Genomic DNA, 24,905 nt, shown 5'->3' with positions numbered 1-24,905 from the left:
TTGAATCTAATTATCTACACGAAGGTTATTTAAGGATATCTTATGACAGACGAGAACCGCCCAGCAACAGGCGCTGAAGCATTAGAGATGTTGAAGCAAGGTAATATTCGCTATGTAGAAAACCTAACCACCGATCCTTGTACGCAAAAGCGACCGGAACTGGTTAGTATACAGAACCCTTTAGCTATTATTTTGGGCTGCTCAGATGCGCGCGTACCGGTAGAGATTGTCTTTGATCAAGGTTTAGGCGAGCTCTTTGTCATTCGGGTTGCAGGTAATGTGGTGGCACCATCACAGATAGGTTCAGTTGAGTTTGCGGCTGATAAGTTCGACACTAAGCTGGTCGTGGTGTTGGGACATTCGAATTGCGGCGCCGTTACCGCTTGCGTTGATGCTTTAATCAATCCTGAACAAAACTACTCTCCAAACCTACAGTCTATCGTCGACCGTATTCGCCCTAGCGTTTATAATCTGCATGAGCTTGCCACCGCTGATGGCCAAGATGTCGATGCTGATGAGTTAATCGAGCGCTCAATACGTGCCAATGTACGCACTTCGGTGAGTCAGCTCAAGTACGGCTCACGTATTTTAGAGGATTTAGTAGGTAGCGGTCAGCTACTAATCGTCGGTGCAGAATATGATTTACAGACTGGCAAGGTAAGTTTTTTAGAGGAATAATGGTTGATTATTAAAGTCTGTTGAACGGCCTAAGGACTGTTGAACCGTTGACCATGGAATCGACAGATCCTAATATAAATACAATTATCATTATATTTTTTAACGTGATAGGGTAACTAACACCATCAATAATAGAGGCTATTATGTCAAACAATATGTCAAGTCATCAGCAACCCGACAACAGTGTAAAGTCAGCGGGCGTCCAGCCTATTGCTATGCAAACTGACGGCTTTACCTTCAACCACACTATGCTCAGGGTGAAGGATCCGGTCAAAGCTTTGCACTTTTATACCGGCATATTGGGGATGACTTTATTGGCGGTAAAAAAGTTCCCTGGAATGGAGTTCGATTTATATTTTTTGGCTAAACTGACTGATGAAGAGCGTGACACTCTCCCTGCGGGTGACGATTTAGCCATCTATACCTTCCGTCAGCGCGGTATTTTAGAGCTGACCCATAATTATGGTACAGAAGATAAAGCCGATTTTAGCTATCACGATGGCAACGAAGAGCCACAAGGCTTTGGTCATATTTGTTTCACCGTTCCGGATTTGTCAGCAGCGGTCGCTTGGTTTGATCAAAACAATGTCACCTTCAAAAAACGCCCCGAAGAAGGCGGTATGAAAAACATTGCTTTTATCAAAGATGTCGATGGCTATTGGATTGAGATCGTCCAAGCGGACTTGATGGGCTAGCGTAGCGTTTATGGTGTACTGACCATCGCCAATACTAACTAAAGGATAACTTGTTTTATGTCGAGCCCTGTTGCTACTGCTGAAAACACTGCTCAGACCGCAACCGATGTTGTACCTACTGATGCTATGACTTATCACACTATCGTTGATACCGCCAATGAGCTGGTAATGAGCTTTGTCGAGCGCATTCCTTATTTTGTCGCCGCGATAATCGTGATAGTTATCTTTTGGTTATTATCGCTGTTGTTCAAAAAAGTGGTGCGCAAGATATTAGGAAGCCGTAGTCGGCATCAAAACTTAGTCAAAGTGTTTCAGCGTATAGGCGGCGCGCTGATATTTTTTATTGGTTTTATGATTGCGATGGTGGTGGCTATCCCAGGCTTTACCCCCGCCAAACTGATAGGAGCGCTCGGTATTGGTTCCGTGGCGATTGGTTTTGCTTTCAAGGATATTTTTCAAAACTTATTATCTGGTATTTTGTTGCTTATCTCAGAGCCGTTTCGTATTGGCGATCAGATTGTCTCAGGTGATTATGAAGGAACGGTCGAGGATATCAAGATCCGTGCGACTACTATTAAGACCTATGACGGCCGTCAGGTGGTCATCCCCAACTCTGATTTGTATACCTCAGCGTTGACCGTCAATACCGCTTACAAGCAGCGCCGCTTACAGGTAGAGGTAGGTATCGGTTATGAGGATGATATTGAAGAAGCCAAGGCGGAGATTATCCAAGCCCTAAAAAGAGCGGATACGGTATCAGTTAAAGCAGATCCAAGTATCATTGCCACAGGGTTTGGCGGCTCTTCTATGGATCTAACGGTACGCTGGTTTATTGAAGATGGCACGCAAGCGAATAAAGTGGCCTCTATCCATCAAGTGATCGTTGAGATCAAAAAAGCGCTTGATGCCGCGGATATCAATATTCCTTTCCCTATACGTACGATAGATTTGAGCGACCCATCGGTAAAGACTATCGTTAATGACTTAAATGATGCAAACAACTTAAATGATTTAAATAAATTAGAGCAGACGCAAACAAGTGACGCCAATAAAACAGCAATAGAATAACAGGGTAACCGTAAGATCGCCGAGACGGTTGCTATAGTCGTCTAACAAAAGCCTCTTTTTATGACTAACAGAACTATCGCTCTTGGTATCATGAAACTTAGCCTCGCTGAGAGGACAGACGATGCCAATGCAAATGATTTGGCTGGCTTAAATACATCAGACACAGTAGACACCTTGACCGAGGCGGCGATGGTTAAGTTTAATCAAGTCATACAGGACAGGTTAAATATAGAAGTCGCGTCTTTTTCTTTTACAGGGCCAGGCCTCACTCCAGATGAAAACGGCTACCACGCGCTTGATTTTGTACAGATTGGTATTAATGAGAAGACCGAGCGCAAGTTAGCGTTTTTGCTGGTGATCACCGATGTAGAGATTGCTGCTGCATCGATGTCATACCTGCTAGCGCTACCCTCCCAGCTCACCAATGTGGCGGTAATCTCTACGCGGCGGTTGGTCGATAGTAGCGAAGATATGCGCTCACAAACGGCACTACGCACCGAACGGCTGACGACCTTGATGTTGCACTGTTTCGGACGCCTGCTCAATCTAGACTACGCCACGGATGCAAGCAATTATTTAGCTCGCGTACAAGCAGCAGATGAACTAGATGCCATGCAGCACTTTACAGAGGCTCAGCATCAGCAAATGGTCAAAAATCTGCCGCGCGAGGCTAATGACCGCTATTCCCAAAGTAGCAAAAAGGGCAGCAAACTTGCCTTTATCGTCCATCATATCTTAAGTAATCTGCCGCGTATCCTACGCGGTGCTATCCGCGCCAACCCGTTACTCATCACTACCAAGCTACCTACTATGATCGCGGCGGCGCTGTCGGTGATTATTGTGCTTATCTTTGGCGGAGAGACGTGGGACTTCGCCGCTTCGGTGTCTTATGCGCAGTTGGCTGTTTTTGTGTTGACCAGTTTTTTGGCCGCCAGCTTTGTTCTTTATCGAGCTTTTTCTTTTCGGCTGATCTCCACGCGGCGAGGGCAGACCTCTGAGAGTTCGGTGGTGACAGCTGCCGCCACTTATTTGGCGTTGATGCTAACGCTGATTTGTCTGTTTTTTATGTTTGGTGTGCTGATGTACGGCGTGGTGGTCTTTGTCTTCCCGGACCCTTTGATGAGTACTTGGACATCGGATAAGGATGGCGCGACCTTGGGCGCTCACATGCGGCTGGTGGTTTTTTTAGCTTCGGTAGGTGTGCTGTCGGGTTCACTTGGCGGCTCGGCGGATTCGCGCTCAGTGGTACGCAATGTACTATTCGCTGCTGACGAGACTTAATGAGTTTAATGAATGGCTTAATTCAGCAGCAAAAAACCGCTATAGCATTGATATAGCGGTTGTATTTTTAAACCTATTAAGATTAATTTATCGTTATAGTATTAATCCGTTTTTACTTTAAAATCAGTATGACAAGATTTACAGCTAGCGCCCACTTCTTTAAAGGCGGGTGCAAAGTCATCGACGCTAGTTGCAGTCTGAGCGACATTATTTAATTCAGCAGTCACTTGTTGAAAGTTCTCTGACTCAGCGACAAAGCTTGAATTATCGCTCCAAACTGCTTCGGTAGCATTACCAATCGCTTCTTGGTTTTCGAAATGAATCCAAGGGTTTTGTGACGCTTCTGCCAAAAATGACGTTTGGTCTTTTAAAAGCTCCGCATCGAAGGTGTCCGGTGCTTCTACCATATCGCCCATGATACCCATCGCATCACCATAATCTTTCATAATATCTTGACGAGCTTTTACGTCGGGATCTACAGGGTCGCTACAAGCGGTTATGCTCAAGGCGACAGACATCAAAGCGATGCCAAAGATAGATTTTAGCGGGGTCTTGTGGTGAAGGGATAGCATATGCAAACTTCCTTATTTAATGGCTATTGAATTAGGCACATTATCTAATGCTTTGCCTAAAAAGTGGCTGTCGTTAAAAGGGTGCTCTTAGTTAAAAAGTGTTACAAGTTAAAAAGTATGATAAAAGTACAATGAACTTTCTTTATACTTATTGCTTTAAATATAAAGGGTGTAGTGATAAGTTGTGTAGAGTATTTGTGTAATCAGCCCGCTATAAAGCTTCTACAACGATAAAGGCCAGCTCTAAAAGCTGACCTAAAAGTAAGTTTTCACTAATAGCTAACTATAATGAGCCAACTACTACATTAACTCTCAATAACACCGTACCACAAGCGATGAATAAAACACTTGTTTGTAAAAGTAGCGTTCATTGTATCGGTAAAAGCTACAAAGTCAACCAATCACGCGGCTTTAAATAGTAATCCGTCAGCTCAAATTCGGCTGTGCCGGGGCTTGGCTCAAAACGGTAATGCCAACTGGCAAGCGGCGGCATACTGACTAAGATAGACTCAATACGGCCGTTACTTTGAAGACCAAATAGCGTACCACGATCGTAGACTAAGTTGTATTCGACATAGCGACCACGGCGATAAAGCTGAAACTGGCGCTGCTCATCGGTAAAAGGAATGTCTTGACGCTGCTCAAAAATAGGCAAAATACCATCGAGATAGCCATTACCGACCGCTTTCATAAAGTCAAAGCAGGTCTCAAAATCCCAACCGCGACTCTCAAAGTTGACATCGTCATAGAACAGGCCGCCGATACCGCGCTGCTCATCACGATGACGCAGATGGAAGTACTCATCACACCACTGTTTGAAATCAGGGTAGACCGTATCGCCAAAGGGCGCGCACAGATCATGACAGACCTGATGCCAGTGCACACAATCTGCCAGTACCGGATAAAATGGCGTCAGATCGAAGCCGCCACCAAACCACCAAATCGGGTCTTCGCCTTCAGCCTCGGCGACAAACAGACGCACATTAGCATGGCTAGTAGGAACGTTAGGGTTTTTGGGATGGACTACTAAAGAGACGCCCATCGCTTGCGCCCTGCGACCGGCAATATTGGGGTGGCGCGCTGTCGCTGAAGCTGGCAAGTTATGCACATGGATATGGCTGAACATCACGCCCGCTTTTTCGATAACCTCACCATCTGCCAAAATGCAGGAGCGACCGCCGCCACCTTCTGGACGCTCCCAATCATCAGGAACAAAAGTGGCATTGCCGCCGCCCTTGCGCTCTTGCGCTTCTAACGCTTGACAGATGCTCGCTTGGAGCTCAACTAAAAAGGCGCGTACACGCGCAATGTCATCGTGAGTAGGGGTGTCAGGCTCAGTATGAGGGTGGCTATTGGGGTTAGTACTATCAGAATAACTCATAAAAATATCTATAATATCTGGTGTGTTTAAGTATGCCGTTTAAGGTCTTTTTACGCTAACGCAGACCTTATTTATTGAGATGGATTGCGGTATTGAACTCTTTGTCGAATAGATGCCCCATACGATCGCGCTTGGTAGCCAAATAGTCAGCATTGGCGTCATTGATACCAACGACTAGTGGAATGCGCTTAGCGACTTTGATACCATTTTCGTTCAGATAAGCGACTTTATCAGGATTATTAGTGATGAGATGAACCTCATCCACACCGACGTGCGCCAGCATCGGCTGACACATATCATAAATGCGAGCATCTGCTGGCAAGCCTAACATTAAGTTGGCGTCTAAGGTGTCATGGCCCTGATCTTGCAGGGCGTAAGCACGAATCTTATTGGTCAAACCGATACCACGTCCTTCTTGGCGTAGATATAAGATAGCGCCGCAGCCATTTTCTTGAATGGCTTGCATCGCGGTATTGAGCTGCGGACCGCAGTCGCATTTCAAAGAGCCAAAAGCATCACCGGTTAAGCACTCAGAATGAATACGAACCAGTGGTACTGGCCGATTGGCTGCATTATTTTGCTTATCTTCATTGTGCTTATCTATAGGCAAGCCTATGGTCAGCATCACATGCTCTTGACCGTCTTCATTCTCAAAGACGTGAATATCAAAATCGCCATGATGAGTAGGTAGGGCTGCGCTAGTAATAAATTGGTATGACATTTAGGTCCTGCAAAGGCCAATCATCGGGTAATCAAAAACCGTTAAGTCTAAAAGCGGTTTTATTATCAATGAGGGTTTATAATTAAGGTTTGTTTATCTGTTTACGATGTTGTACACAAATTATAAGTAGGGATATGACAGCAATCATAAGATAAACACCTACTATAAAAAATACGTAAAGTCTAAAAATAGCTGCGTCTATAGGACTATATAGTTGCTTTTATCCAAAATACTAGGGTAGATGCCGATTGAGCAGAAAAACACACAAAGTTCACAGACGATGCACGATGATTAAAGCGTCAGATTAAAAAAAATGCTATTATGCCATACTATTTTAACAGATACAGTGACAAGTCTTTGTCCTCACTCTACTGCCTCGTCAACATTGCTTGCTATAAATCCAGAGTAATGCGGTATGCTATCAGCGCGTGGTGGGACAGCAATGAGTCTATTAAGTCGATATCGAGGGCCGCTGACATAGCGTCGCCATCGCTTGATTGTATTTTATACAGCTCATAGAGTCACTTGTAACATCTATATATAACAGTATGGTAAGGCGATGCCTTGTCAGCAGATTGGTAGGTATAGTACGGTTTATGCAGCAATCCTCTCATTCCTCACAGTCTTATTTATCAGCTGATTCGTCTACGTTACCAGCTTCCCATTCTGCTAGGCCTCTGTCAGCATTGCAACAGACTTATGTGCAGATTCCGCATGTGCGTCCGAACACGCCGCTGCTCGATGCTATTGACTCGCCTATAGATATTAAATCATTAAATGCAGAGCAGCTGTTAACTTTAGCAGATGAGCTACGGCTGTTTTTATTGTATTCAGCAGGACAAAGCGGCGGTCATTTCGGTGCCAATCTAGGCGTTATTGAGCTCACTATCGTGCTGCACTATTTATTAGATACGCCAAGCGATCAAATCGTATGGGACGTTGGGCATCAAGCTTATGCTCATAAAGTCCTAACCGGCCGCCGTGAGCAATTGCATAGTATTCGTGCGAAAGATGGGCTAACCGCATTTCCTGAGCGCGTAGAGTCTGTTTATGACACCTTTGGTGTGGGGCATTCTTCAACGTCTATCTCAGCCGGTCTAGGTATGAGCTTGGCGCTGCGTCATCAAGGCCTTGAGCAGACCGTCGCTTGTGTGATTGGTGATGGGGCAATGACCGGCGGTATGGCTTTTGAAGCGATGAATGATGCCGTACAACAAGATGCTGACTTACTGGTAATTTTGAATGATAATGATATGTCGATATCTTGCTCTATCGGCGGATTCTCGCGTCATTTAGCGATGCTATGGGAGTCCGGCTATCAAGTCGATATCTCAGATACTGGCGAACCTATTTTATGCCATCGCCCTCATATGCAAGGCTTTGATCGCCGTAAACGTCACAAAGAACATCGTGATGTACCAGTAATAGAAGATAATTTATTCAAAGCGATAGGCTTTACTTATTTTGGCCCTTTTGATGGTCATAATATCCCTGAGCTGGTGCGAGTATTATCGCTGGCTAAGCAAGTATCAGGCCCTGTACTGGTACATATTTACACCACCAAAGGCAAAGGCTTTGCGCCAGCAGAAGCGGATCCTGTTGGCTATCATGCCATTAGCAAATTGCCTGTTGAGACAAGTCCTAAGTTGGATGCCACTCAAAATAACGATATTCATAGCGAAGAAAAAAGCGCCGAGCAAGCGCCTATTGCTACTTCTGCCTTAAAATATTCGCAAGTTTTTGGACGATTTTTGTGCGATAAAGCCGCTATCGACGAGCGTTTGCTTGCTATTACGCCTGCGATGGAAGAAGGTTCAGGCATGACTGACTTTGCTCGTCAGTTTCCAGAGCGCTTCTTTGATGTGGCTATTGCCGAGCAGCATGCGGTGACTTTGGCAGCTGGCATGGCAACGCAAGGCGTCAAGCCGATCGTCGCTATCTATTCGACTTTTTTGCAGCGCGGGTATGATCAGCTTATCCATGATGTGGCACTACAAGATCTTGATGTCACTTTTGCTATCGATAGAGCCGGACTGGTCGGTGAGGATGGCGCTACCCACGCTGGAGTATTTGATTTTGCTTTTTTGCGCTGCGTGCCCAATATAATAATCGCCGCGCCAAAAGACGAAAACGAGTGTTATCAGCTGTTGAATACTTGTTATGAGTATAAAGGCGCAGCCGCGGTTCGCTATCCACGGGGGAAGGGCATTGGTGCGGTCATTCAGCGCCCGCTGCAGCAATACGAAGTGGGACAAGCAGTGATAGAGTCTGTACTGGGAGCTGATAATGCGACTACTAAGCTTGCGATTTTAGCCTTTGGTACAATGGTCGCGACAGCGCAGAAGGCTGCAATTCATATCATGGAACAAAGCCGCAAGAGTAGCGGTGACGACACACTACAAGTCCAAGTGGTCAATATGCGCTGGGTCAAACCTCTAGATAGCGAGCTGATTGAGTCAATACTGGCGCAAGGAGTGACTCATATTGCCACAGTTGAGGAGCATATGATTATGGGCGGCGCCGGTAGTGCGGTCAATGAGTATCTACTTAATGACTCAGCAGCTTTCAGACAGCAGCGTCCTTTACTTCGTAATATCGGTATTGCGGATCGATTTATCGCGCACGGCTCACAAGCCGAGCAGTGGGCTGACAGTGGTATAGATGTCATAGGAGTCGTCAAGCAGCTTCAGCAGCTTTTATCTTAAGGCGTCTTTTTTTATCAGTATTATTTCCTTCAATGTTTTACATATTATTTTATCACTCAAGTAAATAGGTTATTTATGGAACCCATGGTCGTTATCGCAGCGCGTGCTGCCGAAAAAGTCGGTAAAGAGATACTATACGCGCATCAAAACCGTCACAAAGTCGAGTTAGATACAGAGTCAAAAGGACTCGATGGTCTAGTGACTCGTATTGACCGCTACAGCGAAGAGTTAACGATTGCTATGCTCAAAGCCAGCTATCCTGACCATTCCTTCTTAGGCGAAGAGTTTGGCAGGCAACAAGGGCGCGGTGAAGATGCTGATTGGTGCTGGATTATCGATCCGTTAGACGGCACTAAAAACTTCGTCCACGGCATACCGCAGTTTTGTGTGTCTATCGCCGTGCAGTATAAAGGCGTGACTGAACACGGCGTTGTCTACGATCCGGTTCGTGATGAGATGTTTTCAGCCAGCCGCGGTAAAGGCGCGCGTTTGAATAACCGCCGTATGCAAGTCACTGATCGCAAAACCTTAGAGGGCGGTCTATTCACTACCGGTCATCCGCTAGAGCGCCATCGCAACGGCGAAGTGGTCTCTTATGCCAAACAGCACTTTGAGAGCTTGCAAAAGGTCAGTGAAGCGGGCGGGCAAGTACGCCGTCTAGGCTCAGCGGCGCTAGATTTATGCTACGTAGCTGCAGGTCGTTTTGATGGCTATTTCGAGATGTCTATCAAGCCTTGGGATATCGCCGCAGGCGAGTTGATTGTGACCGAAGCTCGCGGTACTGTGGTCGATCATACCGGCGCTCATAACTCTATGACCTCAGGCTCTATCTTTGCCTGTAACGTCAAACTATTAAAACCACTCATGCAAACGGTCGTCCCATGCTGGGGTGACGCGCTACATTAATTAACTAACATCAGTTAAACAGCGCTATGTTTAAATAGTTGATAAAAAGCGGTAAAACCAATAGTAAAAATTAATAGCAAAAAAGCTGACCTCATAGAGGTCAGCTTTTTTATTTATTTGAAACAGAGCAAATACTAAGCTTCAATGACTAGCGAATTGCCGCCGTCAAATCAGTAGCGAACGCCTAAGCGCTTCTCTTCACAAATGCTCTCAAGCAAGCTTAGCTCTTCTTCCATTAATAATAAAATATCTTGTACATGAGGTAGTAGCTTACTACAAGCGGTGATACAGAACTCAATCCTATCTAAGTAAGTCGCCAAAGTAATATTCATCGCTTGCCCATCGACCAAAATGGAGGCAGGGTATAGCGCTTTTAGCGGCGCGCCATTCCAGTATAGCGGCTCTTTTGAGCCTGGTACGTTCGAGATAATCAGGTTAAAAGCTTGTTTTTTGGGGAATATCCCTGTCAGAACGTTGAGACCCTCCCAAGCGTAAGCGATGGCGCTATAGTTAATGACTTGGGCCTTATTCATCCGGCGAAAGCGGCGCTTACCACTATTCATACTGTCATGAATCAGCTGCATACGCTTGACGGGATCTTCGAGATGCGTCCCTAAATTGGCCATCAAAAAGGAGATTTGATTACCAGAGGCGCTCTCATCTCTGCGTAAAGACATAGGGACAAAAGCGATCAAAGGCTTGCTCGGTAGCGCGTCCATAGTGAGTAGATAGCGACGGATAGCGCCGGCACAAACCGCAAGCACCACATCGTTTTGATTAACACTAAAGGCGGCAGCGATAGTGTGAAAACGCTGTAAATCATAAGACTGGGCAGCAATACGACGTGAAGCTGAGATTCGCTGATTGAGTACACTCATAGGCGCATCAAAAGTACCGACATAATCAGGCTTGCCATTGTGTTTGAAGTTATCGATAAGCTCAGTAAATACAGGCTTGATAGTCGATAATTGCTCTTTGAATATACGCGAAGCGGAGCGCGCAACGGGGAGTAAGTTTTCAGCTTTTTTGCCATGACGGGTGATGAGCGACCAGATAGGCAGAGTCACCGGCTCATTAGGTGATTGTGACAAAGCTTTTTGTACCAAGCGCATAGCGGCAATGCCATCGACTAAAGAGTGGTGAATTTTGAAGTATAAAGCGAAACGCTGAGGCCTACCTTCGGCTTCTGGTAAAATACCTTCAATAACGTGACATTCCCAAAGCGGCATCGCGCGATCTAATAGACGGCTGTGCTCTTTGGAGATGTACATTAATAGCTCACGCACGCGACCAGGATTGGGTAGCGCCACATGTCGAAAATGGTGCTCAACATCGAACTGATCATCTGTCTTCCAAAATAGCAAGTTTTCTAATACCTGATTAAATGGAAAGCTTGGCGGCACTTCAGAGTTTTGCATTTGTTGGACGAGCTGATAAACAAAGTCGCTATCTTCTCCTTGTTCCTCTTCTGGCAGTTCAAATAAAAATAAGCCGCCCACGTGCATGGGCTGCTTACGAGACTCAAGGAGTAAAAAGAGTTGATCAACTGCTGTCATTAGTCGCATGCTAAATCCTTTTATGGCGATAGGGCGATAGAGGGGTATTATAACCAACTAAATAAATATTCATTAAAAATAATATACAATAAGATTCAGCTGACTCTAAAGACTATTGAAAGAAATAGCCGGTTTGCGGCGAGCTGGCGGTAGCCATTCTGCGCATCGGCATACGCCCTGCTAAGAAAGCGGCGCGGCCAGCGCGAACCGCTAGTTTCATAGCTTGCGCCATCAATATTGGGTTTTGCGCATGAGCAATCGCTGAGTTCATCAGTACGCCATCACAGCCAAGCTCCATCGCGATAGCAGCATCGGAGGCGGTACCCACGCCAGCATCAACTAAGACTGGCACCTTAGCATTATCAATAATTAAGCTCAAAGTATGGCGATTTAGCAGGCCAAGACCTGAACCAATCAAGCTTCCTAAAGGCATAATGGCGACGCAGCCCATACTCTCTAACTCTTGGGCGACGATAGGATCATCTGAGGTGTAGACCATCACCTCAAAACCATCATCGATTAATACCTTAACGGCCTTTAGGGTCTCAGTGACATTAGGGTAGAGGCTTTTTTCATCGCCTAGCACTTCAAGCTTGACAAGGTTGTGACCGCCTAGTAGCTCACGAGCCAGTTTACAAGTGCGTACCGCGCTATCAGCATCAAAACAACCGGCGGTGTTAGGCAGTATGGTATATTTATCTGGTGAGATAACCTCTAGCAGATTAGGCTCATCGCTGTTTTGGCCGATATTGGTCCGGCGAATAGCTACGGTGACGATCTCAGCCTCTGAGGCAGTAATAGCGTTACCCGTCTGGGTCAGATCTGTATATTTACCAGTACCGACTAGCAGTCTCGATGAAAATGTCCGACTACCTACGGTGAAAGTATCTAAATCGTCTACAGTTGTAGCACTGTGGTCGTTAGCTGTCGTTATCGCTTGTGACATATCATGAGTCCTGATAGCTTATTTATAAAGGCGGTTTGAAGAGTGGCGCTACTAAAATAAAAGTTAAAAAAATGGATTGTTTAGGGATTGTTTTGAGCAAAATAAGATAAACGTCATCAAGATAATATGGTGAATAAATAGTACAGTCTAGCTATTACTCGCGCGCTCAAAAGTAGCAAAAGTGTTATTATAACAAAATCATAGAAGCTTACTAAAAAACTTTCAACTCTATCTTTCAACGTTATAAAGTAACGGTCTATGTGCAAGCTATTTTATAATCCAGTTTTTAGATTCATTAGTTATTAGGTCACCATTATGATGCCATTGCCGTACAGCTTTGCTAAGCGCCATCAGTTATTGGCAATACCTGCCATCGATCCTGATATGCCGCCGAGGCTGGTGCTGACTAAAGCCACGCCACTATCGGCTATCAATGAAGCGGTGCGTTTTTTGCAGCAGAAAGGGCTGCGCGCGGCTCCTGAGTATAGCAGCGTCAGTCCTGACGAGTTTGAAAAACGTATGAATGCCGCTTATGCAGGCAATACTGGTGAGTCACAGCATATTGCCGCAGGCCTCGAGGATCACCCCGATCTCGATAGCTTAGCAGATAGTGTTCCTGAGACCGAAGATCTTATGGATAGCCAAGACGACGCACCTATTATTCGGCTAATTAATGCGTTGTTATCAGAAGCTATCCGTTTAAATGCTTCAGATATCCATATCGAGACTTTTGAGAAGCGCTTAGTGGTGCGCTTTCGCGTTGATGGTGAGCTCAAAGAGATTATTACCCCCAAGCGGCAACTGGCGCCATTATTAGTGTCGCGTATCAAGGTCATGGCCAAGCTTGATATCGCTGAAAAGCGCGTGCCGCAAGATGGGCGTATCAGTCTCAGACTGGCGGGGCGCGAAGTGGATGTACGGGTATCGACGCTGCCCTCAAGCTTTGGCGAGCGAGTGGTGATGCGTCTACTCGATAAGCAAGCAGGGCGTCTCAATATGACTTACTTAGGGCTTGCCGATAACGACTATGACGAGCTTAAACGCCTGATCCATCGGCCGCACGGTATTATACTGGTTACTGGCCCGACAGGTTCAGGTAAAACCACCACGCTTTATGCCGCTTTAACTGATCTCAATGATCAGACGCGCAATATCTTGACCGCCGAAGATCCGATCGAGTTTCAGCTCGATGGTATCGGGCAGACGCAGGTCAATAATAAGGTCGATATGACCTTTGCTAAAAGCTTGCGCGCGATGTTACGTCAAGATCCAGATGTAGTTATGGTAGGGGAGGTTCGTGATCTTGAGACCGCTGAGATTGCCGTGCAAGCTTCCTTAACCGGTCACTTAGTGCTATCTACTTTGCATACTAACACTGCCATTGGCGCGGTGACCCGCTTACAAGATATGGGCGTGGAGCCGTTTTTATTATCGTCGTCTTTGATTGGGGTAGTGGCGCAGCGTTTGGTACGTACGTTATGTAGTCATTGTCATCGTTGGCAAGTCGCTGATCCTGAACAAGCGAAACTATTTACCGAGATCGCAATCGACAACCAAAGCGCCATCAAGCTGCCAAAACCTGTCGGCTGTGATAAATGTAATCAGTCGGGTTTTAAGGGACGTACCGCTATTTATGAAGTCGTGCCTATCGACGATACGTTGCGGCGGATGATACATAGTAATACCGCAGAGTTTGAGCTTGAAGCCTACGCGCGTGCGCAGACGCCATCGATTCGCGCTGATGGCTTACATAAAGTCATCGCGGGTCGCACCACACTTGAGGAGGTACTGCGGGTCACAAAAGAAAGCGCCCTACTTGAGGACGCTTTACCGATATAAATAATGCGAAAAATAACGGTCTTTATATGATTTTTATAACGTACTATAGTTAATACACTTCAAAATGACATAGCGCTACTGGGATGGATTTTGTGCAGCCTCTGGAGTGACGAAGTCGCACAGCAAGCAAGTAAAATTTATACCAGTAGCGCGTCTAAATTTATAACAGTTTTGTTTTCAATAGACCTTATATTAGAGCGTATTGAGCCTTTAAGACTAAGCCATTTACTACTTAGCAGCGATACATTCAATCTCGACGCTAGCATTGGCGGCTAAGTCTGCCACTCCAAAAGCGGAACGTACTGGATAAGGCTTGCTCAGCTCGGCTTTATATACCTCATTAAAGTCGTTAAAGTCGTTCATATCCGTGAGCATAGCCATACATTTAACGAGATCTGATTTTTGGTAGCCGTATTGCAACAGCACGCCATTGATATTATCTAGCGCTTGCTTAGCTTCTGCTTTGACACCGCCCTCGACTAAATTACCGTCTTTAAAACCAATCTGGCCTGACATGTATAAGGTATCACCAACGCGAACCGCGGATGAAAAAGGATAGTCGCCACCATCACCTAAAAATATAGGTTTCGATTGGCTCAAAGTAGGGTTAGCTGTCGTTGTTGCCGCCTGTGCACTAAAAGCTAAGCCTAAGACTAGTGCTGCCGTGGGTACTATTTTGCCAAGTTTTGTAGCGAGCGATTTATGATAAGTAGTCATCATTTTATCCTTATTATTGCAGGTTTGGTTTTAGTCATTTTTGACTAGCGTTGTAAATGGTGAATGCTATTGCTAGTTGAGGTATTAATCAATAAATTCTAATTCTAGCTTTTGAGCTCAGTATCGGCTTGTTCTTTATCCGTAGAGCTTGTCTCAGGGTTTTCAGTGCTATTTGCTTCTGACTCTTGCGCGGATTGCTCGCGGCCTTGACGACGCGCCTCAAGCTCAGATTTAGGTATCCAGGCCCAAGTCATCTCAACGGTGATAGGGTCGCGCGCGCTTTCAGACTCTCTATCATTGATGACACAAGGGATAACCATTTCTCCCTTTGGCGTATTTAGAATCTCTAAGCGCTGCTCGTCAGACAAAGTAGCGACTGCAGCGACTTGGCCTTTTTTTAGCGGACGATAAAAATTGACCGAGTAAGATTTTATCAGTAGCATCCGATCTGTTGGCAAGTTGAGTCCTAAGATAAACCCGGTTGCCGTTTCAGCCAGCAAAGTCACGGCGACCGCATGGATAGAGCCAATATGATTCTGTACGCCTTTATCGTTTTTTAAGCTGACGACCACTTGGTTGGGCTCGACGGTTTCGTAATAAACGCCAGTAGTCCCAACATAAGGCACTACTTTGCCAAAGGCTTTGGATAAAATGGTAGAGCGGGCGCCGCTAGGCAGATATTTAGTGACCGATAATAGCTTAGAGAATTGATTATTCACAGGCTTTAAGGTACTGGCTGGCGCGTTGGTCTGCACCTCTTTATCCGTTACCGTACTGATGGCTTCTGCTACCTTTTCAGGCAGCTGACTGGGAACCTTTTCGGTGACTTTTTTGGTTAATTTACGGGGTAGGTTATTGAATAATCCTGACATATAGTATTCCTAGAGTGAGGCCGTTTAACAGTCATATTTTAGTGAAAGATAAGCAACATATGCTAGCATTGAGCGACTTATCGTTTTGTCTATTAGCATAAACTACCACGCCCTCAAAATACAGTGATATACAGTGACGTTATGAGACCTTTGACACCTACCGAAACCTTACCTACTAGCCGAAATCCTGTCAATGTCATCTATAGCGGTGTCGCGGGCACGGGCAAAACTTATCGGCTGCTACAAATCGCTAAACAGTACAGCGACTGTTTACCTACCATTGACCAACAAACGTGGATGACACAGCTGGTCAGTGAGTTAAGCTGGCGTGAAGTGGTTTGCCTGATTTTATTAGATAAAAAAGCTGAGCAAAAAGAGTTAGTGAAAGTACCAGAAATCGTGGCGCATGAGTTTTTTGTCATAAAAGCGGCGCAGAATGAGCGACTCAAAAACCTTAATAACACCGTCTGGTCGGTACTCCAGACTCATAGTCCGGTCAGCTCACAAACGGTCAGCTGTGATAAGCGCGCCAGCCAAGCTTATTTTGATAAAGATGAGAGCGGCGCTTGGTATTTGTTAGCCGATAGTGTGACATTACTAGAGGACTTACAGCATCAGCTAACCGAGTATCACCAAGCAAAGCAAGCTCAAGCTAGTGGTACACAGCCCATGCGCAACGAGCGTTTCAGTATGGTGAGCTTTCATCAGGCTTATGGTTATGAGGAGTTTGTCGAGGGCATTCGTCCGGTGCTCGGCGCTCACAGCTCGGGGCAAGTCAGCTACGAGGTACAAGACGGCGCGTTTTTGCAGCTGTGTCAGCGGGCAACTCAGGATCCCGAGCAGCGTTACGCTATGCTGATTGATGAGATCAATCGCGCCAACGTCTCTCGCGTGTTTGGCGAGCTTTTGAGTTTGATTGAGCCGGACAAACGTATCGGCTTGCCCAATGCTATGTCTGTGACACTCGCATATTCTGGACGCTCCTTTAGCGTTCCAGCCAATGTCGATATCTATGCCACGATGAACACCCAAGACCATTCGTTAGCCCCGCTCGATATGGCACTGCGCCGACGTTTTCGCTTCATTGATTGTCCGCCGCAGCCTGAATTGCTAGCGACGATTCGCGTCGATGAGGATGTTGTTGACTTAGGACAGTTATTGGCCGGGCTTAATCAGCGAATTACGCAGACGCTTGGGCAAGAAGCGCAGTTAGGCCACGCGTTTTTATTGACCGTCAACGATTTGACGCAGCTACAAGCCGCGTTAGTAGAGCAAATCATTCCGCAATTAGCACAAGCGACTGGCGGACAGCTAAAGGTGCTACAGTTTTTATTTCGTGATGAAGATCAACCTTTGGCAGCGCAGTTCATTCGTGATGCACAGATGAGCAGTCAGCACACAGCGCATGAGGATGCAGGGGCTCACAACGATATCGCTGCTTATCCTAATGTTTTGGCGTCTAACAGCATTTTTGGTTCTTCTACTCTAAGCACTAGCGGTTACGTTATCAATGCTGACTTGCTAACTGGCGCTGGCAAGTTTGCCCAAGCGGCAGCGTATCAGCGCTTATATTGAAGCTATATGGCAACCCTTCCCAAAGAATAAACGATGGCATCTAAAACAAACATAGACAGTGAAGCTCAAGCAGTGATGAGCGTGCATGAGCACCAACGGTTGACGGTACAAGATTTTGCTTATGCCAACGATTTTGCGTGGCTAATGGCGCAAGAGCTGCCGGTATTTAGTATCAAGCGTCAGCGCGGTCAATGGCAGCTCAAAGTCGGCCATTATATAGGCGTCATTCTTCTGCCCAGTCATATCACGTTGGAGATATTACCAAAAGCGATTGCTAACACCCTTAGTGAAAAATCTGCTAAAACCTCACATTCGGAGAATATAGTACAAACTCGCCAATGGGTTGAGCAGATGCTAAGCGCTTTGATCAACGCCAACGATGCTCAGCTGCCAGCGCTCAAAAACTTCGGTCAAGCTAGCGCTAATTTGACCCCGCTGCCGGTAGTAGGTGTTCCTATCTCGCAGTGGCTACTAGAGCAGTTTTTGCAGCTATTGAGTCGCTATCAGCCAAGTCAGCACTATCAGACGAAGATACAGAACCAAGCGACTTTGCAAGGCAAACTGCTCATCAAAGAGCAGCTACGAGATAACAGCTATCGGCCGCATAAGTTTATCAGCGAAGTCAGTACGCTCAGCACGAAGATGCTTAGCAATCGACTGATCAAAAGCGCTCTGCAGCTTGTTGAGCCATTAGTAGCGGCTCCGTTGTTGCCTAAATATTGGCTAGCGTGGCGCTCTATCACTGCACTTAGTCCGCATGAGTATCAGCAGCTCGACTCGTTATATACCAGTGCTAAGCAGCAGCTTAGCCAGCAGCCTGTTGCCAGACAACAGCGTCAGGCGTCTCAGCAACTACTAGCGTTTGCTTATTGGTTACTTAAGACTCAAGCCTCAACGATGCTGACAGGTCATGGCTTGAGTACTCAAAACCTAAGCCAACAACAAGCTAGCCCTCACTTGCCGCCCTTACAACTGTGTTTGCTGCTTAATATGAACCAAGCCTTCGAGCAGTGGGCGAGCTTAAGTATCGCCGCTAGCTTTACGAAGTTGCAAGGTCATTATCTGCCTCTTTATCACTCCCAGCACGTTTGGCTTAAAGATCAGTTAGGCCAAGCTCAGCTGTCTATGCGTCCTGATTTATTGATCTATCGACAGGTGGCAGAGCAGGGCAGCGCTTCCGGTATCGCTACCCGCCATTGTAGCCATGTAATAGATATCAAGTGGAAGCTTTTAGCAAAAGCTAGTGATATTAGCGCTAGTGATGCTTATCAGCTGAGTAGTTACGCGCAGGCTTATCAGGCTCAGCAAGTGTGGCTGGTCTATCCTGTGACTGATAGTGGACAGCGACCGATCGCACTGCATCGTCATCTTGACTCGCGTTTCAGCCCTGCTACTAGAGCCAAAAATAAAGCGGCAAACGGCATTCAAAATCAAAGCGCTTCTAGCACTGAGCCGACAGAGGGAACGCTTTGGCTCATGCCATTTAATGTCTTGACGGGTCAGCTCCTAGGGTCTGTTTAGTGCAGTAACTGTGGTGAGAAACGGTTTCGATAAAAGTAGTCAATACACCCTAATTTCATCTTTAAAATAGAGCCGAATAAAATTATTTACAAATAGGTGTTGACAGTATCGTCATTACCCCTTAATATGTGCACCTCGATAGCGAGGAACACGAAGTAATTAAAAGCGCAGTTCGTCTGGTAGCCAATAATTATTTAACTGTTTACGTCATCGAGACAATAGAGACTTTCGGAGTGTGGCGCAGTTTGGTAGCGCATCTGGTTTGGGACCAGAGGGTCGTAGGTTCGAATCCTATCACTCCGACCATCTATTTTAAGAGCCTTACAGGCTTTTTTTTATGTATAATGGTTTAGTTGCTTAGATTTAAATCATAGACAAGCCTAAATAGATAAAAAGCCCTTAAGAGCGCCTGTAGCTCAGCTGGATAGAGCATCTCCCTTCTAAGGAGGTGGCCGCAGGTTCGAATCCTGCCAGGCGCACCATTTAGCCTGCAAATCTTGCCTTCCTTGGCAATAGTTATGGCGGTTGTAGCTCAGTTGGTAGAGCCCCGGGTTGTGATCTCGGTTGTCGTGGGTTCGAGTCCCATCAGTCGCCCCATTATTTTCTTGTTTTGCCCCCTTCTTTATTTTCTTAGAAAACCTTGTAGCTCACTGTTCTGTAGCTTACAAAGCTTAGTCCTATCTTTCCTTTTAGCTTAAACTCCTAAATACTTAAACCCTAAATAGATATAAAATCTATTAACGCTTGCCTTCTTGGGCATTTTTTTGCGTCTAGATTTTATGGTTTCCTGCTTTTTTTATATGTTCGCTAAGCTATCGCGATTATGTTTGAGCTTTTATCCAAGCTTTTATATGCTTTGTAGAAGCCGAAATTAGTGGTATTGTTTAAGGCTAAGATGTGTTTAACGTATGTATATTCTTATTTAGAGTCCAAATTGAGCGATTTAACTTGTTTGCTAACAGATAGGTGGTTTATTTTGCTACCGCTGACTAATTAGTCATTGGATTGTTGAAGGAAAAGTCGATGGACGCACTAAGCGTGTTACTACAAAACGTGAATTTGTTCGAAACCAGATATCATCGTCTGAATGGCGTTGGCAACTGGTCTTATTCAATTGATAAAAAAGACACCATCTTGTTTTATTTAGTCCTATCCGGTGGGTTTTGTATTGATGTCGGCAATGAGGTGCGCCAAGCTAACGCAGGTGATATTATTATGATATCTAATGCCGCTCAGCATATCAGCTATGCGCTGAATTATCATGGTAATGATGCTCAACCTTTGGACACTAGATTGGTCAATGAAGTTAATAAGGTTATCGAGCTAAACGCTACTGGCGATAACAATGCGTCTTTGATACTGATTGAGTGTCAATATGATAAGGAGATGACTCGTCCCTTATTGTCGGTACTACCGTCGATTTTGCCTGAGCTGAGCGAAGCTCGTGATGCTAGGTTTGGGGTTGTGGATATTGAGGTCAAACTATTAACTTTAGAGTCTGAAAAAGAGCGTATGGGTAAAATGGCGGTCATCAATCACTGGGCCGGTATTATGATGATTGAGTGTTTGCGCACTTATATAGAGAGCTTACCTGAGACGACAGATAATTGGTTAAAAGCCTTAAAAGACCCTTATCTAGCTAAAGCGATAGCAGCTATGCATGGTGACCCAAGCCAGAACTGGACGATTCATAAGCTTGCTGAAGTGGCTGGTATGTCGCGCTCGAGCTTTGCGCAGCGCTTCAAAGAGGTCGTCGGTATGCCGCCCTTGACTTACTTAATTGGTTATCGTCTACGCTTAGCGTCACGCTACTTGCGTTTGCAGCAAAACAGTATCAGCCGTATCAGTGAGCTGGTCGGCTATGCTTCAGACTCTACCTTTAGCCAAGCTTTTAAACGCGTCTATGGCGTTTCACCAAAAGCCTATCGCCAGCAGTATCAAAAAAAGATAGCGGTCTAAGTACGACATGATACAAAGATATCAGACATGATGCGCCGCTGTCATAAACGATAGTCATCTATAACGCGAAAAGCACTAAGATTAGAGCCATAATCTTAGTGCTTTTTTTATTTGTAAGATATAAAACGGGGCGTTATCTGTGCTCAGGATAGCTGACAATGGTAGTGGGTTAAGGTACTATAGACAGTAGACAGTCACTCGTTTTAGAGTATTAATACCAAAACGATACTGCCAAAACGATATTTATTTTTGTTAGCGAAGATATGCTATGACCCAACAAAATTCTGAGCAAGCCTTTACTGTGCTAGAGCCTGCCGCTCAAGATAGCAGTGACAATGATACAAAGAGTGATCACCATACAAATAAAGATAGGGTGTATCACGAGCCATTATCCTCTACGAAAGCGCCCAATAAGGCTGAGCTATTAGAGCGGTTTTTAGTACCTGTAGCTGTGGATCAAAGTGTAGCAGCGCTCGACACGCAGAGCAGTGTGGCGGAGCAGAGAATCGCGCTCTATCGTGCCCAGCATGAGCGTACGCGCCTACTTTATCTAGCGCCTGCGAATATGCGTCCTACTTATTTAGTGCAAACCTTGAAGACGCAGTTCGCTGAATATCAGCAGTTTACGCTCGCGCAGCAGCTCGATAAGCGCGGTTTGCTCGAGGTGGAGTCTATAGAGCGTCTTTGGCAGCAGCTACATGTGGTCGATGATATTATCGCTGATATCGTAAGCACTATGCCCGCCCAGCAGCCGGCAGGTTGGCAGCTCACCGCGCAAGACGGTCACAATCCGCTGCGCCTGCCTACTATCGGCAAGCTTAAGCATAACAAGCCTATTAGCGATCAAGGTAGCCTTAACAGCTATGTTTTAGGTCATTTTGGTGTGAGTAGCTTCACCTACGATCGTGGCTATTACATCGGTCACGTCATAGGTTATTTATTCAGCTGCTATTTTTGTGCGCATCTATCGATAAGCTATGGGGTAGCTGCGCTTGGCGAGCAAGTGGTTGAGGGCTATGATTACGCCAGTCTCGAGACGCCTTATATGGTACGTTTGCTACAAGGTCTAGATAGCTACTGCAAAAAGCGCGTTTATCAATTGGCCGTGATTTGTGCGCGTCTAAGCGTTTATGCCAGTGACAAGCGTATCGAAAAAATGCTGATTGCCGAGGTCAATGACTTCGATAAAAAACTACAACAGCAGCACTTAGAGGCATTGTTACTACAAGGGATGATGCCTGAAAGTCAGGATTCGACTCCTTTATTCTAACTCTTCAATTAGGTTTGAACCTTAAGACAGCTTTATAAGCTTTGATGCTAAAGTTGTTTTGTTTGCGGTATTATCGCGCTAATCTGCCCCTTATTCGCTCATTTAGGATCCTTGCTGTTATGACCGCTTATCATTACAAAGCTTTTGATGACCAAGGAGCGATGCAAAAAGGCCTATTAGAAGGCGACTCTGCGCGGCAGATACGCCAGCAGCTACGTGATAAGCACTGGACACCCGTAGAGGTCAGCGCCGTCAATGACAGACAAGATAAGCATAAAAATCGCTATAAAAAACCTTCTGCTTACGAGCTAGCGCTACTAACGCGTCAGCTATCGGTGCTACTAGCGGCCGGTATTCCGCTAGAAGAAACACTAGCGGCCGTCGCCAAACAATCGCCTAAAACCCATATCAAATCCTTAATGCTAGCGGTGCGCTCGCACGTATTAGAGGGCTTGAGTCTTGCGCGAGCTTTGCAGCAAGCCACCAGCTTTCCACCTCTTTATATCGCTACCATTGCCGCTGGTGAGAAGTCCGGCCATCTTGATTTGATCCTCAATCAGCTCGCTGACTACACCGAAAACCGCTTTGCCCTACAAAAGAAGATTCAAAGTGCTATGGTTTATCCCATTATACTGATGGTCATGGCAGCAGCGGTCATCATGGGGCTGATGAGCTTTGTAGTGCCCAAAATTGTCAAAGTGTTTGAGCAATCCGAGCAAGCACTGCCTTGGATTACGCAAGTAGTGCTGACGCTATCGAATGTAATTACCGACTGGTGGTGGCTGATATTATTCGTCTTAGTGGCAGCTGGGTTTGTTTTGTACCGCTTCGCGCAAACGCAGGCAGGTAAGCTGGCTATCGATAGCCTGGTACTCAAGCTGCCGATATTAGCGAGATTATCCAAAGGTCTGAACGCCGCCCGCTTTGCCAGTACTCTTGCGATATTGGTACGCTCTGGAGTGCCCTTGATTGAAGCTTTGCATATCGGCGCGGCGGTGGCGACGAACCTGCATATTCAGCAGACTATTATGACCGCGGCCGACCGAGTAACCGAAGGCGCGAGTCTCTCAAGTCAGCTCGAGCGCTCCTCGTACTTTCCGCCGATGATGGTACAAATGATCAAGAGCGGGGAGAACTCAGGCGAGCTTGAAAACATGCTTAGCCGCGCCGCTAACATGCAAGAAGCGGAAGCCACTAACTTTATCAGTACTTTATTGTCGCTACTTGAGCCGCTGATGCTAGTGTTTATGGGTGTTATCGTGATGATTATCGTCATGGCTGTGATGCTACCCATCGTCAATATGAATGACTTAGCAGGATAAACTAGCGCTAGCTTTCTTAAGTTTTGCGCACTGTTGTAGATTGTTGACTGGTGCCTGTTTACGCTTATGCCAAAGAGTACATTAGGCTATAGTAGCGGTTGCTTATGGTATCGCTGATAGGGTAGATCTAAAAAAGCGTAATGCTGAGTTTTAAATAATAAGCACTAGAAATATAAAGCACTGAGCATCGCCAGTTCGCTGACGATAGTGGAAAAATAACAACTCATAGTCTATAGTGATTATTATTAAATTTTACCCCCTTTTATGAGTCACTTTTATTATTAACACAGTACGGATGCAAGCGATGACTATGATGGAGCAAGCGCAAACGATTAGCATGAAAGCACAACAACATCAGCGCCACCTGACAAAAACAAGCGCTCAAGCTGGTTTTACTTTGATTGAGATTATGGTGGTTATCGTTATTTTGGCGATTCTGGCCGGTTTAGTCGTACCTAGAGTGGTGGGACAAAGTGACAAGGCGCGAGTCAAAACCACAGAGACGGCGCTCGCTACCGTATCGAACGCGCTAGATATGTATAAAGTGGACAACTCACGCTATCCAACGTCTGGGCAAGGACTGGATGCGCTGACTACGCCGCCAAGTGACGCCAAAAACTATCCAGAAGGCGGCTACATCAAGGGCGGTTATCCAACAGATGGCTGGGATAATGAGCTCCAGTATGCTTCGCCCGGCAGCGAAGGGCGTCAGTATGATTTGTTCTCTTTAGGAGCGGACAATCAGCCAGGCGGTGAAGGATTGGACGCGGATATTTACGCGCAAATATAGTGATTTGTTGGTCATAGCTCTGTTTAGCTTTCAGCCCTACAGTCTTTTGCTACATAAGCACTCAATATCAATCAATAAGTCGTTATTGGTTGATATTTTTTATCATCCAGCGCCGTAAAACCACGTCCTTCTAGGTCGTGGATATCAGGCGTCAACCGTTGTCGCCCAATATTGCCAACCCCTTGATAACCAAATGCATTGAGATCATAATCACCCCATGAAAACGCTCAAACTACGCATCAAAGACAAACATGCCACTCAGCTAAATCTCTTAGCGGGATCGGTTAACTTTGTCTGGAATTACGTCAATGAGCTAAGTTTTAAACACCTCAAGCGCACAGGAAAATTCTTTTCAGCCTATGATTTGGCCACTTACACCAAAGGCGCGGGTGACTACCTAAATCTACACAGTCAAACCTTGCAAGCTATTAGTGAAACCCATGCCAAGGCTCGTAAACAATTTAAAAAAGCCAAACTCAACTGGCGTACCAATAATCCTAAAGCCAAGAGAAGAAGTTTGGGCTGGATTCC

20 protein-coding genes, 3 tRNA genes and 1 pseudogene are annotated in these 24,905 nt (G+C 45.8%); 17 read left to right on the top strand and 7 right to left on the bottom strand.

Going from position 1 to position 24,905, the window contains the following annotated elements:
- Nucleotides 1-42 precede the first annotated feature (42 nt).
- From ACS8FD_RS10045 to ACS8FD_RS10030, 4 genes are all read left to right on the top strand, one after another.
- Nucleotides 43-678 carry a carbonic anhydrase gene (locus ACS8FD_RS10045; RefSeq protein ID WP_439275710.1) on the top strand — a complete coding sequence of 212 codons (636 nt, stop codon included), beginning with the start codon at nt 43-45 and terminating at the stop codon, nt 676-678.
- 143 nt (nt 679-821) lie between these two features.
- Complete coding sequence (gene gloA / locus ACS8FD_RS10040; RefSeq protein WP_439275709.1) at nt 822-1,373, top strand: lactoylglutathione lyase; 552 nt, start codon at nt 822-824, stop codon at nt 1,371-1,373.
- A 57-nt stretch (nt 1,374-1,430) separates the two neighbouring features.
- Nucleotides 1,431-2,441, top strand: a complete 1,011-nt coding sequence (locus tag ACS8FD_RS10035) for a mechanosensitive ion channel family protein (protein WP_439275708.1) — start codon at nt 1,431-1,433, stop codon at nt 2,439-2,441.
- A 60-nt stretch (nt 2,442-2,501) separates the two neighbouring features.
- A complete protein-coding gene (locus ACS8FD_RS10030; protein WP_439275707.1) occupies nt 2,502-3,722 on the top strand; it encodes a hypothetical protein in 1,221 nt (406 codons plus the stop codon).
- Nucleotides 3,723-3,823: 101 nt separating this feature from the next.
- On the opposite strand, the gene ACS8FD_RS10025 is transcribed toward ACS8FD_RS10030, so the two are convergent.
- The 3 genes from ACS8FD_RS10025 to ribA all read right to left on the bottom strand — a co-directional run bounded on the left by ACS8FD_RS10025 (nt 3,824) and on the right by ribA (nt 6,396).
- Complete coding sequence (locus ACS8FD_RS10025; RefSeq protein WP_439275706.1) at nt 3,824-4,294, bottom strand: c-type cytochrome; 471 nt, start codon at nt 4,292-4,294, stop codon at nt 3,824-3,826.
- Between the two features lie 385 nt (nt 4,295-4,679).
- The gene (gene hemF / locus ACS8FD_RS10020) at nt 4,680-5,675 is read right to left on the bottom strand and encodes an oxygen-dependent coproporphyrinogen oxidase (protein ID WP_439275705.1); all 996 of its coding nucleotides are present in this window, start codon (nt 5,673-5,675) and stop codon (nt 4,680-4,682) included.
- 67 nt (nt 5,676-5,742) lie between these two features.
- Entirely contained in the window at nt 5,743-6,396 is a 654-nt protein-coding gene (gene ribA, locus ACS8FD_RS10015) for a GTP cyclohydrolase II (protein ID WP_439275704.1), read from the bottom strand.
- 596 nt (nt 6,397-6,992) lie between these two features.
- On the opposite strand from ribA, the gene dxs reads away from it, so the two are divergent.
- The gene (gene dxs / locus ACS8FD_RS10010) at nt 6,993-9,101 is read left to right on the top strand and encodes a 1-deoxy-D-xylulose-5-phosphate synthase (protein WP_439275703.1); all 2,109 of its coding nucleotides are present in this window, start codon (nt 6,993-6,995) and stop codon (nt 9,099-9,101) included.
- 75 nt (nt 9,102-9,176) lie between these two features.
- The gene (locus ACS8FD_RS10005; protein ID WP_439275702.1) at nt 9,177-10,007 is read left to right on the top strand and encodes an inositol monophosphatase family protein; all 831 of its coding nucleotides are present in this window, start codon (nt 9,177-9,179) and stop codon (nt 10,005-10,007) included.
- Between the two features lie 170 nt (nt 10,008-10,177).
- Here the strand turns inward: ACS8FD_RS10005 and ACS8FD_RS10000 are convergent, their stop codons facing one another.
- On the bottom strand, nt 10,178-11,572 hold the full coding sequence (locus ACS8FD_RS10000; RefSeq protein WP_439275701.1) for a WS/DGAT/MGAT family O-acyltransferase: 1,395 nt from the start codon (nt 11,570-11,572) through the stop codon (nt 10,178-10,180).
- A gap of 103 nt (nt 11,573-11,675) precedes the next feature.
- Nucleotides 11,676-12,509, bottom strand: coding sequence for a thiazole synthase (locus ACS8FD_RS09995; RefSeq protein ID WP_439275700.1), 834 nt, complete (start codon nt 12,507-12,509; stop codon nt 11,676-11,678).
- A 315-nt stretch (nt 12,510-12,824) separates the two neighbouring features.
- Between ACS8FD_RS09995 and gspE the strand changes: the two genes are divergently transcribed.
- Nucleotides 12,825-14,348 (top strand): type II secretion system ATPase GspE, encoded by a 1,524-nt coding sequence (gspE, locus tag ACS8FD_RS09990; RefSeq protein WP_439275699.1) that lies wholly within the window; start codon nt 12,825-12,827, stop codon nt 14,346-14,348.
- 228 nt (nt 14,349-14,576) lie between these two features.
- Here gspE and ACS8FD_RS09985 read toward each other — a convergent pair whose 3' ends face one another.
- Both ACS8FD_RS09985 and ACS8FD_RS09980 read right to left on the bottom strand, forming a co-directional pair.
- Nucleotides 14,577-15,068, bottom strand: coding sequence for a RidA family protein (locus tag ACS8FD_RS09985; RefSeq protein WP_439275698.1), 492 nt, complete (start codon nt 15,066-15,068; stop codon nt 14,577-14,579).
- A gap of 101 nt (nt 15,069-15,169) precedes the next feature.
- Entirely contained in the window at nt 15,170-15,937 is a 768-nt protein-coding gene (locus ACS8FD_RS09980; protein WP_439275697.1) for a DUF4442 domain-containing protein, read from the bottom strand.
- Nucleotides 15,938-16,078: 141 nt separating this feature from the next.
- Between ACS8FD_RS09980 and ACS8FD_RS09975 the strand changes: the two genes are divergently transcribed.
- The 10 genes and pseudogenes from ACS8FD_RS09975 to ACS8FD_RS09930 all read left to right on the top strand — a co-directional run.
- On the top strand, nt 16,079-17,512 hold the full coding sequence (locus ACS8FD_RS09975) for an McrB family protein (protein WP_439275696.1): 1,434 nt from the start codon (nt 16,079-16,081) through the stop codon (nt 17,510-17,512).
- 33 nt (nt 17,513-17,545) lie between these two features.
- Entirely contained in the window at nt 17,546-19,033 is a 1,488-nt protein-coding gene (locus ACS8FD_RS09970; protein ID WP_439275695.1) for a 5-methylcytosine restriction system specificity protein McrC, read from the top strand.
- Between the two features lie 229 nt (nt 19,034-19,262).
- Nucleotides 19,263-19,339, top strand: a tRNA-Pro gene (locus tag ACS8FD_RS09965).
- A gap of 99 nt (nt 19,340-19,438) precedes the next feature.
- Nucleotides 19,439-19,515 (top strand) — tRNA-Arg (locus ACS8FD_RS09960).
- A 39-nt stretch (nt 19,516-19,554) separates the two neighbouring features.
- A tRNA-His gene (locus tag ACS8FD_RS09955) sits at nt 19,555-19,630 on the top strand.
- Between the two features lie 426 nt (nt 19,631-20,056).
- Nucleotides 20,057-20,992, top strand: a complete 936-nt coding sequence (locus ACS8FD_RS09950; RefSeq protein ID WP_439275694.1) for a helix-turn-helix domain-containing protein — start codon at nt 20,057-20,059, stop codon at nt 20,990-20,992.
- A gap of 268 nt (nt 20,993-21,260) precedes the next feature.
- Nucleotides 21,261-22,262, top strand: a complete 1,002-nt coding sequence (locus ACS8FD_RS09945; RefSeq protein WP_439275693.1) for a hypothetical protein — start codon at nt 21,261-21,263, stop codon at nt 22,260-22,262.
- A 119-nt stretch (nt 22,263-22,381) separates the two neighbouring features.
- A complete protein-coding gene (gene gspF, locus ACS8FD_RS09940; RefSeq protein ID WP_439275692.1) occupies nt 22,382-23,584 on the top strand; it encodes a type II secretion system inner membrane protein GspF in 1,203 nt (400 codons plus the stop codon).
- A 337-nt stretch (nt 23,585-23,921) separates the two neighbouring features.
- A complete protein-coding gene (gene gspG / locus ACS8FD_RS09935) occupies nt 23,922-24,374 on the top strand; it encodes a type II secretion system major pseudopilin GspG (protein WP_439275742.1) in 453 nt (150 codons plus the stop codon).
- Nucleotides 24,375-24,591: 217 nt separating this feature from the next.
- Nucleotides 24,592-24,905, top strand: a pseudogene (locus tag ACS8FD_RS09930) (RNA-guided endonuclease InsQ/TnpB family protein); the annotation flags it as partial.

Source organism: Psychrobacter sp. 1U2, from assembly GCF_051847575.1.
This window is presented reverse-complemented; position numbering and strand designations above follow the sequence as displayed.

Bases quoted from the DNA above. Each gene is read 5' to 3' on its own strand.
- gspG (WP_439275742.1), top strand. From the start codon at position 23,922: ATGAAAGCACAACAACATCAGCGCCACCTGACAAAAACAAGCGCTCAA.
- ACS8FD_RS09970 (WP_439275695.1), top strand. From the start codon at position 17,546: ATGGCATCTAAAACAAACATAGACAGTGAAGCTCAAGCAGTGATGAGC.
- ACS8FD_RS10025 (WP_439275706.1), bottom strand. From the start codon at position 4,294: ATGCTATCCCTTCACCACAAGACCCCGCTAAAATCTATCTTTGGCATC.
- ACS8FD_RS09975 (WP_439275696.1), top strand. From the start codon at position 16,079: ATGAGACCTTTGACACCTACCGAAACCTTACCTACTAGCCGAAATCCT.
- ACS8FD_RS10005 (WP_439275702.1), top strand. From the start codon at position 9,177: ATGGAACCCATGGTCGTTATCGCAGCGCGTGCTGCCGAAAAAGTCGGT.
- ACS8FD_RS10045 (WP_439275710.1), top strand. From the start codon at position 43: ATGACAGACGAGAACCGCCCAGCAACAGGCGCTGAAGCATTAGAGATG.
- ACS8FD_RS09985 (WP_439275698.1), bottom strand. From the start codon at position 15,068: ATGATGACTACTTATCATAAATCGCTCGCTACAAAACTTGGCAAAATA.
- hemF (WP_439275705.1), bottom strand. From the start codon at position 5,675: ATGAGTTATTCTGATAGTACTAACCCCAATAGCCACCCTCATACTGAG.
- ACS8FD_RS10035 (WP_439275708.1), top strand. From the start codon at position 1,431: ATGTCGAGCCCTGTTGCTACTGCTGAAAACACTGCTCAGACCGCAACC.
- ACS8FD_RS09950 (WP_439275694.1), top strand. From the start codon at position 20,057: ATGGACGCACTAAGCGTGTTACTACAAAACGTGAATTTGTTCGAAACC.
- ACS8FD_RS09980 (WP_439275697.1), bottom strand. From the start codon at position 15,937: ATGTCAGGATTATTCAATAACCTACCCCGTAAATTAACCAAAAAAGTC.
- gloA (WP_439275709.1), top strand. From the start codon at position 822: ATGTCAAACAATATGTCAAGTCATCAGCAACCCGACAACAGTGTAAAG.
- gspF (WP_439275692.1), top strand. From the start codon at position 22,382: ATGACCGCTTATCATTACAAAGCTTTTGATGACCAAGGAGCGATGCAA.
- dxs (WP_439275703.1), top strand. From the start codon at position 6,993: ATGCAGCAATCCTCTCATTCCTCACAGTCTTATTTATCAGCTGATTCG.
- ribA (WP_439275704.1), bottom strand. From the start codon at position 6,396: ATGTCATACCAATTTATTACTAGCGCAGCCCTACCTACTCATCATGGC.
- ACS8FD_RS09995 (WP_439275700.1), bottom strand. From the start codon at position 12,509: ATGTCACAAGCGATAACGACAGCTAACGACCACAGTGCTACAACTGTA.
- ACS8FD_RS10000 (WP_439275701.1), bottom strand. From the start codon at position 11,572: ATGCGACTAATGACAGCAGTTGATCAACTCTTTTTACTCCTTGAGTCT.
- ACS8FD_RS09945 (WP_439275693.1), top strand. From the start codon at position 21,261: ATGACCCAACAAAATTCTGAGCAAGCCTTTACTGTGCTAGAGCCTGCC.
- ACS8FD_RS10030 (WP_439275707.1), top strand. From the start codon at position 2,502: ATGACTAACAGAACTATCGCTCTTGGTATCATGAAACTTAGCCTCGCT.
- gspE (WP_439275699.1), top strand. From the start codon at position 12,825: ATGATGCCATTGCCGTACAGCTTTGCTAAGCGCCATCAGTTATTGGCA.